This window comes from Chitinophaga niastensis, assembly GCF_003014755.1.
Taxonomy (GTDB): domain Bacteria; phylum Bacteroidota; class Bacteroidia; order Chitinophagales; family Chitinophagaceae; genus Chitinophaga; species Chitinophaga niastensis.
Genome location: NZ_PYAW01000006.1, coordinates 1 through 15,916, shown reverse-complemented (window position 1 = coordinate 15,916; position 15,916 = coordinate 1). Strand labels below are relative to the sequence as shown.

Sequence of the window (15,916 nt, the reverse complement as noted above, 5' to 3'; positions counted from 1 at the left end):
TTTATGTCCTTCGGCCATATTTTTTGGGCGTCAGAATAAGCAGTAGATAAATAACGTAACTTTCTATTTACAGTGTTCGGCTTATTACTATGAACATTCTTAAAGCAATCGACAATTTTCTGGACATCTTCAAGGCAAAAATCATTTAAGGGTTTGTCAAACTTTAAACATTCCATAACCTGAGATTTTATGGAACGCTGTTTGAAATATTATCCTATTTCATTGTTTTCAAAATGTCGGTTTGCAATTTTATCCAAAATATCCCCTAATGTATATTTAGGCTTTAGGTCAACGATTTCCGTAATTGGGTCATCTGACATTACATATTCAAAGTTGAATGGCAACTGTTTAAGCTGCAACTGAATTATTTTTGCATTTAGTAGCGCTCGTTTTGATTCAATCAGGGCATTCAAAAAAATAGCATCCGGGTGTTCTTTGACCCAATCAGACGTACCTCTTTTAAAATGAGTTTTGAGGACTGAATGCTCAACAGGTTTATATTTTGTTTGATTTTTATTTGTTATTCTTATAACAATGGGATAGGTATCATCATTATGCTGATACTTTTCATCTAACATCGGTGTGATCTTCGCCATAGACCTACGTTTTAGCCGTATTTTAAATTGTAAATGCTTTGGGTTTCGGGTTGTAAATTTTTGTAAATGTAGAAAAGGGAATAGGGGGTATTGAAGGGCGTTAGGAGGTATTGAAGGGTTGTGGCGAATCCGCTACCAATGCAGAAAAGCCGCTATAGTAGCGGCTTTTCGTAGAGTATTCCAGTGATCCCCTTGGGACTATATCAAAGGCTTATAAACCGCCGCTTTCAGGGTAATAAAAAGGTACTGTATCCTTTTTTGTATCCTTTTGGATTCGCTTATTTTAATTGAATTTGTAAGAACTTAAACACCTTACAAAGATACGAAAACCCCTGCTAAATAAGCATAAATAAGGCTAAAATATATTCCTGTAATATAACAGTAACCCATATACGTTTAATATAGGTTGGGGACCGGGAGTATCAATACATGAGAAACTGAGTCACTAACTCCTCCTCTATTCCGGTAAACCGGCAAAACTCTACTACAGTCACTAGATCACCTCTCTTTTTACCGTTGGCCTCGCGGATCTGCTGCAGCATCTTCCTCGCGGTGCGTTCACTCCTGCCAGTAATATTTCGGATGTCTTTTGCATAAATCACTATGCGATTAGGTATTAATATGTGCGAATTCGGCATAATCGGAATGGAAATTTTTTTGGGTTAAAATGCCGGCTTAGTTTGGTGTGGCTAAATGCAAATTTACTGCATCCTGCGCAGATGTGAGCCTAACGGGCTTGGCTATGTGAAAGCCCTTATCGTTCCTTAAAATTGTTTTCAAATGGCAAAACAAAATGGAATCGTCCCTTTGAAAGGGACCATCGGCAACATTACTTTTTATAAGTCTAAAGCTGGCCACCTGGCTCGCGGGAAAGGTGGTGTAGATGGAAGTCGTATTGCCAATGATGCCGCCTTCGTCCGTACACGGGAGAATGGAGCAGAATTTGGCCGGGCCGGTAAAGCCGGTAAGTTACTGAGGACGGCTTTCCGGGCTATGCTGTTAAATGCCAGTGATAGTTATCTGACTTCCCGGCTGACCCGTGATATGCTGAAGGTGATTCAAGCCGATGCCAAGAGTGTTCGAGGTCAACGCAATGTTATTGATGGTGAAGCGGAGCTCCTGAGTGGGTTTGAGTTCAATATCAATGCGCGGCTGGCTAGTACACTGTTTGCACCCTATACTGCGGCCATTGATAGAGCGACCGGTATTCTGAAAGTTGATATTCCGGCCTTCATACCTATTAACATGGTAGCGGCGCCAGGTGGTGCCTCCCATTTTAAAATTATGGTCGCCGGTGCTGAGATTGATTTCGAGGCCGAAACTTTTGTCAACGGCAATGCTGCAAGCGCAGAACTGGCCATTGATGCCACCGTAACAGCGGTGATGAATCTGTCCGTGAATGTAACAGCAAACAGCACAAAACCACTGTTTCTTGCCCTCGGCGTAGAATTCTATCAGCAAGTTAACGGGGCGCTGTATAGCCTTAAAAATGGGGCTTTCAATGCCCTGGCTTTGGTGAGTATTTCCGGCATACCGGCGACGCCAGGTGGAGTATAATAATAGGCTGGTCGTCATGGCCAGATCTTTTAACTTCTAAAAAGCGTGTATGAAATTTATACAACGTTTCACTGCATCAACACCACCTTTTTTTACTAAGGTGCGCAATATAGGTTTGATCCTGACCGCGATTAGCGGCGCTCTGATGGGTATTCCGGCTATTCCTGCTATCATTGTCAAAGTAGCTGGTTACCTAGCTGTTGCCGGTACGGTTATGAGCGGTGTGAGTCAGGCAGCAGTTCAAAAAGAAGGCGGTTAGTCCGCTGTTAAATAGTCTCCGGCCAAAGGTGTGGTTACCTTACGGATTGTTTGGTGTAAAGGGCTCTCGCTATTCGCGGGAGCCTTTTTTCATTCCATGATGGACTGGATTTTCGATTTTGCTGTAAAGGCATCGATTACAGCCAGTACATGTTCTTTGTCTTTAGCAGACAATCTTTCCACTTTGTTGAAATGCTCTATCAATGCAGGAGAAATGCGTTTTTCTTTGTCTTCGTTGTCCTGGATGTCTCTAATCAGGTAGTCCAGTGTGCATTCCAGGGCATCCGCGATCTTTGCGGCGACTTCTATAGATGGTTTGATTGCATCACGCTCGTATTTCCCTACCATATCTCCGGTAGTTCCGATTGCAGCGCCCATCTGGGCTTGTGTTAGTTTCTTTTCCCGTCTTACTAATGTGACTCTTTGTCCGAATGTCATCAGGGTTAATGTTTAGAGATTAAAAATATGACTTTAAAGTAAAATGTTAGCCAAAGGGTGGCTATCAGGTCATTCATATTAATGTTTTTTCTATGCAATGCTATTAGTTTTAAAACTCCATATCTGATGTTTATACTCCTTTTTAGGTATATTATTTTGACAATTACATGACTTAAAACAGCTTAATACGCCTTATTAGACTTGTTTAATTAAGTCAAATAAGGTATATTTACATCAGATAACAATTAAAATTACCTGTCTTATGCAAAGTAAAAACAGAACCGCGAAAATACACGCAAAAGGAGTTCCAAGACTTTGTGAGTCTAAAACAGTTCCTTGGTTAAACTTATCTGGTGTCTGGCTTGAAAAAGCCGGTTTCGATGTAGGCGATAATATTGCCATTGCAGTGGAAAAAAACACGATCACCATAACAGTGGCTCAAAAGGCTCCTCCCCAAATTAAGTCTTTTTGGGATTTATAAAACCTCATTAACTCCAAAAATGAGCACCTGGGCATTCGAGGGCGGGCTGCATTCATGAACCTCCCGCCCACGGATACCGGGCATATAGGCCACCCCGGCCGAATTCAGAAAAACCAGTTTGTTAACCTTTTCATTGCTATTTCATGATACATGTGTATACTGATACGTCAGTTATAGGGGGCTGTTTTGATAAAGAGTTCAAAGAACACAGCCTTGCTCTTTTTGAAGAGTTTAAAGCCGGAGTTAAAACGCTGATCCTGTCAGATCTGGTAAAAATGGAACTGGAGCTGGCGAATGAGCAAGTAAACAAAAAACCGGATGAAGTACCAGGACGGTTTAAAGTAGAGATTAAAAGCACCGTTAAAGCGTCTAGCCTTGCAGCAACCTACATCGCACAAGGTGCCTTGAGTAATAAATGCTACAATGATGCTTTACATATTGCCCTGGCTACACTTCACGGCGCTGATATTCTTGCAAGCTGGAATTTTAAGCATATTGTAAACATAGACAGAATTAAATTGTATAATTCCATTAATTTGCGAATGGGTTACCGATTAATTGAGATCAGAACACCCAGAGAAATTTTAAAACCAAACGACCATGAAAAAAAGTAAAAAGTACGATGCAGTGGCCGAGGTGCGGAAGATCCGGGAAGAGTTAAGTTTGAAATATTGGGGACATACTGAGTTACTGCTGAAAGATCTGAAAGCAGTCAGAGAAAGATACGCCCAACGGCTAAAAACTATCGAGAAACACTAATCTTTCATATACAGCATTACCATAACTTTTAGATGCCCCCTGGTAATGCAATACTCATTAAATTTTCAAGAGAGCAAACAAATATCGGCCGTAATCGATGATTCGCCCGGGTGCTGGGTTATGTACTGTCGCTGACAGTGGTACAAATGCCGGGTCATGTTCTGAAGTTAAAATATCATCTATCACAGCCGGTATTTGCTTTTAGCCAGGTGTCGGCAACTGCGCTGTTGCGTACATGTATTGCCGTTACTCATCCAGAACTCAAAAATCAATTTGATCATACAAACGCGCTAACGTCCGGGAGAATAGATGATGGATTACTGACGCCGGGCCTATGATCTTCCGCTGGTCAAAGTGATGTCGTTGAGCCTATGTTCTATAGCTGATCCCATCATCTGTTCTCACGGACGCCGCGCGATAATACAATGTCGATCAGGGTACAAATGCTGGTGTTCGCGCGCCTGGTTCTCCTGTCGGTCGCTTAATCAGGGTTCTGTCGATCAGTGCTATAATCTCCCGCTTAATCGGAGGTCTGCCGCCCCCACCGCCCTTCCACCCCCGGCCGCTGCGGCGGCAGCCAGAGCGCAGGCCCCGGAGCGCAGCGGAGGGGCCAAGCGAGGGCGAGCCGCAGCAGGCCGCGCCTTCGTCCTTTGTCTCGCCGGGAGCGCCAGCGGACGGCAAATCAAAAATGGAAGGCCGGGGGTGGCGGGCGGGGGGCGGACAAAATGGGTAGCGGAGGGATGGCGGGCATAAAGGCGACCAATTTTAAAAACAGCCCTTAGCCAGACCGGGAGCTACCCGAACGGAGGCTGAAGGAGCGCAAAAAGGGTGACAGGACGGAGCGCAGCCCCTGAAGCGCAGCGGAAGGGGCAAGCGAGGGCCTGGCGCCCTTTTTGCCGACTGAGGCCGCAGTGAGACCTTTGAACCCGCTTAATTCTACGCTTCGATCTGCTAATCTCAAAACCGCTTCGGTACGGGTATTTCTCTGCTTATAGTCGTACTACGGCTGAAGAGTGCGACGCAAGGATGCTTAATAGTACTCCTGAAGCTGGTATCAAAAAAAATTCTCTCATCTAAATTTCAATGAACAGATTTAGAAATGAGGCTTGCTTTACTATACCTGAAATACCGTTTTAGTCGTTTGAATCCTGTGAATCTTTTCGCAGAAATAATAATCAAATTCGTTGTTTATTTCTATTTCTTACTGGAGATGGTATTGATAAATATGGCTGGTCAAGCTTCCTTTGCACATCAACAGGTATTGGGCTCAATTCTTCGCCAGAATTTTAAAATCCTGATAAAAATTCTCGCATCTCAAGAAGCAAGCAAAAAGCCCAAAGCAATGAACACGATTAATTTATCTCGTGAGCTTCGGTACATGGTTCTTCATTCCCCAATGCCACCATACGTCACCAAAGGTACAACGCTCATTTATCGGATCTTTCGAACGCTCCCAAGGCTCCAAATCACATCGCGTATCAACTTTTATTCCTTTCTTCTGACATACTGTTTTTAATTCACAGGAAGTTCGCTTTCCCCAGTATATTTTAGATATTTGATCTAAACACCAGACATAATCACTTTTGACAACATGTGGATTCTCCACTGGCATTGAAAGCTTTGTTTGGTAGTTCGCATTTGTTATTAATGGAGATCCTATCTGATTGACAAAATTTCTTAACGCTTGATTACTAATAAGCTTTCCTCCTCTGGCAATTTTAATAATAAAATCGGGGTTGTCTCGTCGGTAAGCAAATGCCGATTCAATCATATTAGATAACCAAAACTTTACGTCCAGAAAATAATTATCATTAAAATACCTTACCAGTTGATCTTTGCTTTGAGAAGCAGCGCTTGAATGCAAATCACGCAGGTCAATTGGCTTATTCGAACGGTCCGAAATATTACAATGGCTATATAAATAAATCTGGACGGGATCAGTGAAAGAGACATTATCCCTCTTCATTGATTCTAATAGACTACAGAAAAAGAAACCTGGATTGTAAACTCCTAATGAAGCGTCGCACAAGGCTAAAACATTAAGTCTATTACTTGCAAATTTCGGATAAATAGCTTTTGCCACAATTTCAGCTCCAACATACAAAAAGTCAGATTGTCTTAAAATATCAGGATAACACTCAGTTTGAATAATATAAGCCATACTTTCCATTATGCATATTCCACCAAACTCAAATTTCTTTAAACGACCATCGGAAGTAGTACAATTTAGTTCAATGATATTCAGTGGCACGGGATTATTAAGATCATCTAAAAACAAAGGTATTACCCTATAACCGTTAAATTTCAACTCCCCTTTAGCTTCATCTCCATTGTAATATTTTTTAAGCTTCAGGTTATCGTATACATTAAATGGATCTTTCTTTGGTGGCAGCAATGGAACACTAAAAACAGCCTTTTTAGAGGCAATTACAGTATTATTCACAAATCTCATATAATCGGCTGTAATGCTAATATTAGAATATCCGAAAGTTGTAGAAACATCCTGAATAAAATGAATATATTCATGAAGATACACTGCATCAAAAACCTCATTCTCTCCACTACCGAGTACAGAAAGGTCGTCAAAATAATTAAGATTAATTCTCATAAAACTAGGAGTATAGAATCCAAGATTATGCTTTAGCGTATTAAACATGCGTAATGAGTATAAATTTATTTAGGTATCAATTCTAGATGAAGCATGCACATTTATCGATATCTACTTAATACTATTATTTAATTCTGTTAGTCGCTGATAAATTATTGCCGCAACCTCCGGGTCGCTAAGGTATCCTCCAATTTCATGACGATTAGGTGTTTCATTAACCAAATCTGTTTTATTGGTAATTTCCGGGGTGATGGGAAAATGTCTAGTTGTTAATGGATTTAAGGGAACAATATCGTTACCATCAAGGGCATTAAACCATAAATTACTAATACAGGAAGGCATTAAAAGCGGTTTGTCTAAATACTTTTTTATAGTACGAATTCCTAAAGGTGAACCTAAAGTAATTAAGGTATCAACATTCAGCTTAATCTTTTCTCTGAGAACATTATAAGCAATAACAGTACCGAGAGAATGGGCGACTATAACACACGGATCATCCTCAAAGTGGCCTACTACTAACTTGTCAATTTCAGTTCGAATATGAGGTATAGACAAATATTTGAATACATCATTTGTTCCTATATTCAATATGATCTCTCTAAGCACAGGAATCCTATCTACCGTCCTTGCCATAGCAATTACCCAAGCCCAATTCAGAACTCCCTTCTCTGAAAGTTCCTCGGAATAATTCTCACGAATTTGTTCAGTTGTGATACCTGCATTTTCCACTACCTCATTTAATAAATCACGAATAAAATACATCTCCTCATCTGACGCATTACCTTTCTCTACTAGCTTCCCAGTACTATTATCGACATCTTTTGCCAGTTCATGAAGTATATCACCATAAAAAGGGAAAATAAACTTAGTATCCGAAGGTAGAGTGACATTGATTTTACGACATCCATTCTCCAGGGATATCCTCCATTCTTCTTGCAACTCCTTTATATTACGTCCCTGTTGGTTCATTCCATGTATCAAATATATTGTAGCCATAATCTATCTCAATTCGTGTGAAATAATATGAGCGCCAGCTTCTGTAAAAGTGGTCCAAAGTCCAGGTACAAGGTTACGGATAAGCTCCGTATAAAGTGGCGGAAAATAAGAGAAGTCTATCGGAAAATACGACCATCCTTGGGTTAATAATGGTGGTCCAGGTTCAAACATTGATCTACGCTCATTAAAACGCGTCTTTCTGTTCGTTTTGTATCTAGCCAAAAAGTTAAGTAACTCAACATCATATAAAATAGGTTCCGGTTCCTTTTTCATAAAGCCATATATTGATTCTATCTCCGTCCATTGTCCCTGTTGAGCATAGGCATAAGATGCATATAGGCCCAATGTTGGGTCAAATGCTTTATCGTACCTCAAATAGCCAGCTTGCCTGATTACTTCATGTGCTTCCCCAGTAATTCTGAAATCCCCAAACTGCATCGCTGTAGATATAATGGCTCTCTTAGACAAAATTTCCGGCTTACGTTCTGCGCTTTCTAAATATTTGGCGCTATTTCGGCTCGGTTCATATCTAATATTAGATACCTGTTCATTCTTCAGCAGCACAATAACTACAAAACCACTTAAAATTGTAATAGGTATACCGTTGCCATTTTTTAAACGCAACTGTAAAAAAGAACTTTGGTAAAACGAAGGGATTCCTATAAATGTCACAGAATCAGCTGTAAACTGATACTCGGATGGCCAATCTGGATTTATTTTTATATCATCAGCACCGTCAACTATTATGCTAGCTGCGAGATTCCAAAAATCGATAATTTTATCGGGAACTACAATTTTTGCATACTGTTCCCAACTTTTATATAATCGTGAGTCAATATACGGTGTAACATTCTCAGTCACCCGAACCCCTTCCATTTCTGATTTGTTTTGCATTTCATGGCCTAAGTACAATTCATCAGACTTGTTTACCAAATCGGAAGGTGCAGGCCCTTCTTTGTTAGAGGGACTAAACTTGGCTAAATATTTAGGATATTGCGACTGCACATGTGCAACAGGTTGTTGCGCACGTGCATTTTTATATTTGCTAACTTCGGATGGCACAACTTCTTCAAGATACGTTTTTAGCTTCTTCGGACGGATAATCTTAAAACTCTTTCCATTCTCAACATAATGGGAAAAAATTTTTTCGTCGTTACCATAAAGTCCATTTAAAATACACTTAGTATATACACCAAATGACTCTATATTATCTTTTTCACCATCCCTCTCGTAGGCAGGACTAAGACCCCTTGTTGCATGAAACCGGTCTACTTCGGGTACTATATTGCCAAATACAGTCGGAAAGATATTACCACCATATACCTGACTCAAAAGCGGATCACTGCTAATTGTTCTACAAGCATCAGATATAAACACCACATGCGGAATATTGCCAAACTCAGCTGAAATGCAGGAAATGCTTAAATTTATCGCTTCATTTGAATCATTAACTGCGTCTGAAAGTAACCAAAGTTCAGATTGAACAGACTTCCAGGTACCATGTCCAGAAAAGAAAATTACAAGCTGTTCATAAATTTCTTTCTGAACATAGCTCTTAACTGCGCTACTGATCATTGACAGTTTTACAGGACCGTTATCATCTGTAATTGGCGTTGTTTCATACCCTTGTTTCAATGCCCATGTATTAAAAGCATAAGCACCTGATACTGCAGCCTTAAGTGGCGCGAGTTCTTTCACTTCATTAACTCCAATAATGACGGCACACTTTTTCATAGAATGGGTTTAAGCAAATCAAATTAATAAACTCTTGATAAAATGGGATATTATTCAAAAAAATATAAATTTAATTGTGATGTTTTTCCAAACGCCTTTACTAATAAGCTTTAAGCGCCTTTAATAACTATTAAATGAGTACATTCGCTTAATGACTTAAAAACTAAAATCAAGTTCATTAAGCGCCAATTCATATAAAAGATTAGCGCTCGTAAAAGCAGCATAGGATTGAAATCTATCATCTTTATATGAATCTCCAAAATCACAAATCGATTTTAAGGACATCGCTCTCGGCTTTGGCTTAGTTGCAAACTGTGCTGAATAAAATACAGCATAGGTTTCCATATCTATACCAACTAATTTTCTTTGCTGGTCAATTACTTCATGTACCTTCTGTAGATTTTCAATAACGTATGATCCAGAAGCCATAGGGCCCAATACTATTTTTAATACCGTTTCGATTGCAGGTCCTCTATGGGTATTCCATTTAGTTTGTATTTTGTTGACATAATCGAAACTTGTTTCAATCTTAGTGACAATAGCCTTAAGCTCAGGAACTAACTGTAGTGGTCTAGGATCTTGCTTAAACTTATACCCATTTTCATCACTTGTTATTTTACCACTACCATAATCCCATGATAGATCTGCAACAACAATATCGCCAAAATTTCCTTTACCCTTTATTCCCGCAGCGATGCCGGTCATAACCAAATACTTCGGGTGAAAGTTATGAATTAGTTTTTGGCACGTCAAAGTACAGGCGGTTAGACCCATTTGGTCTGCCGCTGCTGCAACAACTTTAATTTTTTTCCCTTCTTTCTCAAAAAAACCTGTATAATATACAGTATGGTCGTTCTGCAACTTTAATTCAGCCCAACTAGCATCCAGTTTTAAAACCTCTTCCAACTCCACTTTGTGTAGGGCCGTGATTATAGCTAAATCATACTCATACTTAATGTTTGAAGGATTCCTAATTTCATTCTTCGATCTAATCAGGTAATCAATATGTGTCTTAAGCTGCGTTTTCCATTTATCATATTGAGGCTCATAAACAATTAAATGCCAAAGAGAATCAGAAAAACTATCACCATACATCTCTTTTAGCTCAGGATAAGCGGTTAATCCTATAATGTGGAATGGCACAATGAAATCCGGGGCCAGACTAATTTCCTCCAAAAACTTTACCCCACCATCACTTTCCGGATTCTCTCCAAACTGTTCAGGAAGGGAAATATCAAGAATCAAAAGATCATATTGCTTATCAAAAAGTAGTTTTTTCGCTTGTTTTCTATCTGAAGCCACATCAATGTCAATTTTCTGGAAATTATCTACTTCATTCAAAGTACTCTTGATACTCCTAATTTTTATAGGGTCATCGTCAACCAATAGTATCGATAGCATTAAATATTACTTTTTATTAAAGAAAAAAGTTCGTCTTTCCAGTTCGATTCTTTAGCACTATAAAAAACTGTATCTAAATAATTTAATGGGAATCGAATTTTCCAACGATCCTTTAGATCCTCGAGAGCCTTATTTCCAATTAAATCATACTGTGTTACTACAATCGTTTTTATAGATATATCATTCCACTCCATTTCACTAAGAATATCTTCTCCTGCAAACTTCATAAATTCGCCACCAGATTCATTAAACGTCTTGTCAAAATTGTGCATACTCATGTCTAAGAGGATAAGATCGTACCGATTTTCCAGAATCGCTTGCAATCCGCTTTGATAAGACTTTCTTACTTCAAATGTGAATTCTGGAAGCTCACTTTTACTATCAGCTAAAAAAGTTTCTATTTGTTTGATCTTGTTCTGATCATCTTCAACTAGTAGTAGTTTCTTCATACTTAATTCTGCTTAAATGTATTTCTATATTTACCTCCACTTCACTATCAGAATTCAGAAAACACTTGAAAAAATTTCTTACATCCAATAAATCAGAAGACAAAATCTTCTTCGCTTTATAGAAACCTGTGCCTGTCTCGGTCTTAATCTTCTCCATATCCCAATTATTTCCATTCAGTTCATCAAATCTTCTTTTCAATAAAGTATCTACTTGACTCTTGTCAACTTCTTCATTAAGATTATTTTTCAAACTAATTTTGAGCAATCCTGGTTCTTCAATAGCTGTAACAGTAACATCAAGATCCTCGGTAGACAACTCCGAGTATTTCACAATGTTTTCAAGAAAAATTCTAAATAAATCAAAAAAATGAATAAAAAAATTACCCTTAATTGTAGTCGAGCTTTCTACTATTTTACACCTAGGAACAATTCTTTTACCCTGAGATATTTTATTAGTAATTTCTAAACTTGTATCAATAGCTTTAACTATATTAAACTCTTTAATTGCAACATCACGAATATTAAACCAATCTGAAATCTTATCCATTTCATAGCTAATATTCGTTTTACAATGAATGATATTAGACAGCAACTCTTGAAATTCTATTGTACTAATATTAAGCGCTTTTAAATTTGCCGTAAGTTCATCCAAATATCTATCAAACTCGTTTTTTATAGTAGAAGATATATAATTCCTTATAACACTTAAATTTCGATTCGTACGATCCCATAAATCCGAGAAGATACCTTTTATAAATTCGCCATAGTCATCAATATTTTTATAGACAATTTTAAAAAGTATCAATAATTCCTCGTGAAAATAAATATAGTTAAACAACCCCTTTTCATGCTTATTCTCTATCCTGATTTGGATTAACTCATCTTTCAACTTACTTATCAAAGAGTCTATTCTGTCGGAAAAGTCAGCCAAATACAATTGAATAGAAGCAAGTTGACTATCGCTTAAATAATCTAACTTTTCTGCCCAATACTCATTCGGATAATAAGCTTCAGTATCTTTATTTTTCTGTGTTATTAGATTTTGATCTTGAAATTGACTGCGAATCTGCCCTAATAGGGTACCATGTCGAATTCTGGTACTTAAATAGGAATCCAATCCATATTTACTATTAAACAAAAATGCATTTCTAATCTCATAAAATATCTCTTTAAACAGTTCTAGCTTTAAGTCTTCAGCAATTTTGGATCTTCTTATCTCCTCTGACTCATGCTCTTTCAATGGAATATTAACCAGAATTTGTTTGTTATTAATTAAATCAATTAGCACAAACGGAATATCTGAAACAAGGTTTGATATCTCAATAAATCTTATAAAATTCCCCTTTATCTCTTCAAACTCACTATTGACAAGACTTTTCTCATCAACATAAATCTTACTTTCATCAACTTGTTTGATGCCCTCCGATATAGCCAATTCTTGAGCTATTTTTCCAATTTCATCAACATATTCATCAGTATGATCTTCATCAATAACTAGTAAAACTTGATAAATTTCCAGTCTATCACTCAGAATCTCTTTGGTGCTGTTATAAAAAATAAAATATTTAATAATCTCTGGCACACAAACACTTCTTAAGAAGAATATAATTTTCTGTTTATCAATTATCTCAAGTAAGGTAATTATATCTTGAGGTTTCAGCAATTCATATTTTTTGAGAAAGAATCGAATTGTGACATTTGTTAGATGATTGTCTCTGCCTGTAATTCTGTAAAATAACGGCAAGTTAATACTAGCCTGTATGTTTTTAAATTTAGCAGACTCTATTTTTTTATGTAAATCACGATAATTTATTCTGATTATTAAATTAGAATTTAGCAGGTAGTTACTTACATAAATATCAATACAAGTATTAAAATCCTCTATTCGAAAGTAACACTCAAACAAACCTCTTATACACTCTTCGTATATGCTAGTTGGAATATTAGATTCAGAAATTACGGAATTAAATAACAAAATAGCTTGATCAAATATTCCAAGCTTCATTAGAGCCTCCGCTTTATACATTTTAAGTCTAAATATTGCAATACCACTAATATCTAGTAGTGGTATATCATCCACATTTTTAATAGAGTTAAAAGAAATAAAGAATTTAATAACATTTAGTTGTGAGAACTCTTTAAACTTTTCCAAGTAGCTCAATGCTGTATTATTTGGCATGAATGCCAAATAATGGATAGGATTAAAGATGCTCGAATTTAGATAATCAAGTAATTGAATTCGCTGATTAGATTCCTTTTCGTTAATTCGCTTTACAAAAGAGTATATTTGAGCAGGGAATCCAAGCCCATCTACCTGCTTCACTATTTTCTGCAGATTTAATAATGAGGCCTTCGTATGTTTATCCTTTTTATAAATATGATACAAATTCTCCAAAACAAAATTCTGAACTGATTCCTGGTCATCGCCCACATATTCGAATTCAGCATCTAATAATAGAAGTGATTTGACGTAGATCTCATACAAAGAAAATTCATTTGGATATTTACTTAATAGAATGATTGCTTGCTGTAATGATGCAACACACTCATCATTAGTATATAATTCGAAAATATTAATAATTTCAATGTCTGCTTCACTAAACACTATTCCAACTCCAATATCATATTTAAGACACAAGTTCTTTAGTAGAATATCATCTATTCTACCATTCAAATAGATTAGAATATCCTTGACACCTATACTATTTTCATCATATATATCATTCAATACTATGAGTTGTACAAGCTTCAGAAAGGATTCATATCTATCAATAACTGAAAATAGCGACTCAAATGATATAACATCAGTCAATTCAGTAATTTGAGATTCACTCCCCAAAAATCTCAACTTGAACTCTAAGTAATCCTTTACATGTTTTTTTAAATCTGTAGTTAATGAAACTAATCTATTAGAGTAATTCAATGCAGATACTCGTGTCTCACTTTTCACACTGTAGTAGTAGGCTAAAGTGGTTGCAAAAGTTTCGTTCGAACTCTGATTTACGAAGGTCAAGTATCCTTTATTTGCTTTGATCCCTCCAGTATATTCTGCAATTAAAAAACGATTCTCCATTAACCACAGGGAGTAACCGAATTTACTCTCAATTGAATTCAAAACTTCACTAGCATGATCATATTTCCCAACAATGAATTTCTTTTGAAAATCCTGTCTAAGCTTAACAAATTCATTTATTTCTTTTAAATACTTGGAAAATAGTAGACTTAAGACTTCTAGCTCTTTTGTTACATCACAAGAAATTGTATAAAAAGCATTTCCTAATTCTTTAATTGATTGGGGAAATGGGGTTCCATAGAAAAACTTCTTCACATATGGATGAGAATCAAGGTTTCTTACGATGGTCTTTATTCGGGCAATTGGGGAGTCTCTTTTTAGGGCATTTAAATGCCCTTTTATATTTTTATCAAGTGGGTATAATTTTCTTTGATAATAGACAACATCTTGGTTATTATTATAATTTTTATTATGCTTTTTTTTCATGAATGGGGTTATATAATAAAAATATAAATACACTAGGTTACAAACATACTATTTTCTTCACTTATTAGCTGAATACAGTCTTACTTTTATGATCTTTTATCATTTGATTCTTGACTAAACACTAGCAAATTAAACATTGCCCTCATTCTACTCCTCAATCTATTCCCATACACCTCCTCCAACTCCTGGCTGTTCAGATTCGTTGTCACGTGGGTAATCATCTTGTTGGATATAAACAGGTCATATCGTGACAACAATATCTCCCCCATCACATTGCAGTTATTCCCCCAATAGTTCACCGTCTGTTCCAGTCCCAGGTCATCAAAGCAATGCACCTTCGGCACATTGGTATACGGGAAAAAGGCATTGGTACTGTATCGGCTGATAACATCGTACCCAATTTTGCTGAACTCAAAACTGATCCCCCTACAAGAAACCATATGCGGCCGGTAGGATTCCGCCGCCAGAGGCCTCATAAGCGTCATAAGGGAGGTTTTACCACAGCCAATCTTGCCGGTAAGCAGAATCCCCCTGTGAAGATCTATCCCCTCGGCAGCAGCCACCGCTTCATCCTGTAGGAAGTAAGCCAATAGTTTGATTACCACCGGTCGGTCTATATCATCAATCCGGAAACGCGGGCCATACACATTCTTTCCATGTTCCTCCAGTTGTTGCATCAGCAGGTAGTAATCATAGGGGGTCTGAGTAGCTTTTGTTTTCATTGGTGTGGAGCCTTCCTGGCCCGGTTGGTTGTCTGGTATGTTTGTCATGGGTTTCAGCTTTTTGAGGATGAATATTCAGTATCCATTTGTGAGCGGCAGCCTGCCAGTCGGTGATTAACGTCTTGCCGCCCTGTCGCCAGCCGTTGGCCTGGTAGTGATGGAAAAACTTGTCTGCTTCCATCTCCGGGTAGACGTGGACGTTAAAAAACTCCTGCACCTGGGATAAGGCGGGGAGAATTCGCGCGGCGGCATTTGCATTTTCCGCGCCGGGTGCACCCGGATCGAGCTGGGAATTTTCAGTTTCATTTTTATAATTTTTTTTGGGGGGCGGGAGCCTGTTTTCTCCCTCTCGTTTATAATTGTTTATTTGTTTATTATAAAAGCGTCGCAAAATTGCGACTGGTATAGTATCACTTTT

Annotated in this window: 15 protein-coding genes; 5 read left to right on the top strand and 10 right to left on the bottom strand. The window is 37.7% G+C overall.

The genetic code is table 11. The annotated features are described in order from the left end of the window. Positions 1-209: 209 nt before the first annotated feature. The gene (locus CLV51_RS22985; protein WP_106530448.1) at positions 210-596 is read right to left on the bottom strand and encodes an Arm DNA-binding domain-containing protein; all 387 of its coding nucleotides are present in this window, start codon (positions 594-596) and stop codon (positions 210-212) included. 807 nt (positions 597-1,403) lie between these two features. Here CLV51_RS22985 and CLV51_RS22975 point away from each other — a divergent pair. Both CLV51_RS22975 and CLV51_RS22970 read left to right on the top strand, forming a co-directional pair. Beyond that, entirely contained in the window at positions 1,404-2,153 is a 750-nt protein-coding gene (locus CLV51_RS22975; RefSeq protein WP_211302092.1) for a hypothetical protein, read from the top strand. Between the two features lie 49 nt (positions 2,154-2,202). After that, on the top strand, positions 2,203-2,412 hold the full coding sequence (locus CLV51_RS22970) for a hypothetical protein (RefSeq protein WP_106530445.1): 210 nt from the start codon (positions 2,203-2,205) through the stop codon (positions 2,410-2,412). An 89-nt stretch (positions 2,413-2,501) separates the two neighbouring features. Here the strand turns inward: CLV51_RS22970 and CLV51_RS22965 are convergent, their stop codons facing one another. After that, a complete protein-coding gene (locus CLV51_RS22965; protein WP_106530444.1) occupies positions 2,502-2,849 on the bottom strand; it encodes a helix-turn-helix domain-containing protein in 348 nt (115 codons plus the stop codon). Between the two features lie 262 nt (positions 2,850-3,111). On the opposite strand from CLV51_RS22965, the gene CLV51_RS22960 reads away from it, so the two are divergent. The 3 genes from CLV51_RS22960 (at position 3,112) to CLV51_RS29225 (ending at position 4,089) form a co-directional block, all read left to right on the top strand. Beyond that, positions 3,112-3,330, top strand: a complete 219-nt coding sequence (locus CLV51_RS22960) for a SymE family type I addiction module toxin (RefSeq protein WP_106530443.1) — start codon at positions 3,112-3,114, stop codon at positions 3,328-3,330. A 143-nt stretch (positions 3,331-3,473) separates the two neighbouring features. Then, entirely contained in the window at positions 3,474-3,944 is a 471-nt protein-coding gene (locus CLV51_RS22955) for a PIN domain-containing protein (RefSeq protein WP_106530442.1), read from the top strand. Continuing rightward, positions 3,931-4,089 (top strand): hypothetical protein, encoded by a 159-nt coding sequence (locus tag CLV51_RS29225; RefSeq protein WP_158267122.1) that lies wholly within the window; start codon positions 3,931-3,933, stop codon positions 4,087-4,089. The genes CLV51_RS22955 and CLV51_RS29225 overlap by 14 nt, the downstream gene beginning before the upstream one ends. A gap of 1,357 nt (positions 4,090-5,446) precedes the next feature. Here the strand turns inward: CLV51_RS29225 and CLV51_RS22945 are convergent. The 8 genes from CLV51_RS22945 to CLV51_RS22910 all read right to left on the bottom strand — a co-directional run. Beyond that, positions 5,447-6,697 (bottom strand): hypothetical protein, encoded by a 1,251-nt coding sequence (locus tag CLV51_RS22945; RefSeq protein ID WP_146151360.1) that lies wholly within the window; start codon positions 6,695-6,697, stop codon positions 5,447-5,449. A 111-nt stretch (positions 6,698-6,808) separates the two neighbouring features. Further along, entirely contained in the window at positions 6,809-7,693 is an 885-nt protein-coding gene (locus CLV51_RS22940) for an alpha/beta hydrolase family protein (RefSeq protein WP_106530439.1), read from the bottom strand. A gap of 3 nt (positions 7,694-7,696) precedes the next feature. Continuing rightward, positions 7,697-9,427, bottom strand: coding sequence for a caspase family protein (locus tag CLV51_RS22935; RefSeq protein WP_106530438.1), 1,731 nt, complete (start codon positions 9,425-9,427; stop codon positions 7,697-7,699). Between the two features lie 156 nt (positions 9,428-9,583). After that, positions 9,584-10,828 (bottom strand): phosphorylase family protein, encoded by a 1,245-nt coding sequence (locus CLV51_RS22930; protein ID WP_106530437.1) that lies wholly within the window; start codon positions 10,826-10,828, stop codon positions 9,584-9,586. Then, positions 10,828-11,277 (bottom strand): response regulator, encoded by a 450-nt coding sequence (locus tag CLV51_RS22925; protein ID WP_106530436.1) that lies wholly within the window; start codon positions 11,275-11,277, stop codon positions 10,828-10,830. Before CLV51_RS22925 ends, CLV51_RS22930 begins: the two co-directional genes overlap by 1 nt. Beyond that, on the bottom strand, positions 11,255-14,776 hold the full coding sequence (locus CLV51_RS22920) for a hypothetical protein (protein ID WP_106530435.1): 3,522 nt from the start codon (positions 14,774-14,776) through the stop codon (positions 11,255-11,257). Before CLV51_RS22920 ends, CLV51_RS22925 begins: the two co-directional genes overlap by 23 nt. A gap of 86 nt (positions 14,777-14,862) precedes the next feature. Next, complete coding sequence (locus CLV51_RS22915; RefSeq protein WP_211302091.1) at positions 14,863-15,546, bottom strand: P-loop NTPase family protein; 684 nt, start codon at positions 15,544-15,546, stop codon at positions 14,863-14,865. After that, a partial coding sequence (locus CLV51_RS22910; RefSeq protein ID WP_211302090.1) for a hypothetical protein occupies positions 15,467-15,916 on the bottom strand: 450 nt, incomplete at its 5' end. The genes CLV51_RS22910 and CLV51_RS22915, both read right to left, overlap by 80 nt.

Excerpts from the sequence above, each read along its gene's own strand:
- CLV51_RS22985 (WP_106530448.1), bottom strand. The coding sequence starts at position 596 with ATGGCGAAGATCACACCGATGTTAGATGAAAAGTATCAGCATAATGAT.
- CLV51_RS22970 (WP_106530445.1), top strand. The coding sequence starts at position 2,203 with ATGAAATTTATACAACGTTTCACTGCATCAACACCACCTTTTTTTACT.
- CLV51_RS22965 (WP_106530444.1), bottom strand. The coding sequence starts at position 2,849 with ATGACATTCGGACAAAGAGTCACATTAGTAAGACGGGAAAAGAAACTA.
- CLV51_RS22960 (WP_106530443.1), top strand. The coding sequence starts at position 3,112 with ATGCAAAGTAAAAACAGAACCGCGAAAATACACGCAAAAGGAGTTCCA.
- CLV51_RS22955 (WP_106530442.1), top strand. The coding sequence starts at position 3,474 with ATGATACATGTGTATACTGATACGTCAGTTATAGGGGGCTGTTTTGAT.
- CLV51_RS29225 (WP_158267122.1), top strand. The coding sequence starts at position 3,931 with ATGAAAAAAAGTAAAAAGTACGATGCAGTGGCCGAGGTGCGGAAGATC.
- CLV51_RS22945 (WP_146151360.1), bottom strand. The coding sequence starts at position 6,697 with ATGAGAATTAATCTTAATTATTTTGACGACCTTTCTGTACTCGGTAGT.
- CLV51_RS22940 (WP_106530439.1), bottom strand. The coding sequence starts at position 7,693 with ATGGCTACAATATATTTGATACATGGAATGAACCAACAGGGACGTAAT.
- CLV51_RS22935 (WP_106530438.1), bottom strand. The coding sequence starts at position 9,427 with ATGAAAAAGTGTGCCGTCATTATTGGAGTTAATGAAGTGAAAGAACTC.
- CLV51_RS22930 (WP_106530437.1), bottom strand. The coding sequence starts at position 10,828 with ATGCTATCGATACTATTGGTTGACGATGACCCTATAAAAATTAGGAGT.
- CLV51_RS22925 (WP_106530436.1), bottom strand. The coding sequence starts at position 11,277 with ATGAAGAAACTACTACTAGTTGAAGATGATCAGAACAAGATCAAACAA.
- CLV51_RS22920 (WP_106530435.1), bottom strand. The coding sequence starts at position 14,776 with ATGAAAAAAAAGCATAATAAAAATTATAATAATAACCAAGATGTTGTC.
- CLV51_RS22915 (WP_211302091.1), bottom strand. The coding sequence starts at position 15,546 with ATGACAAACATACCAGACAACCAACCGGGCCAGGAAGGCTCCACACCA.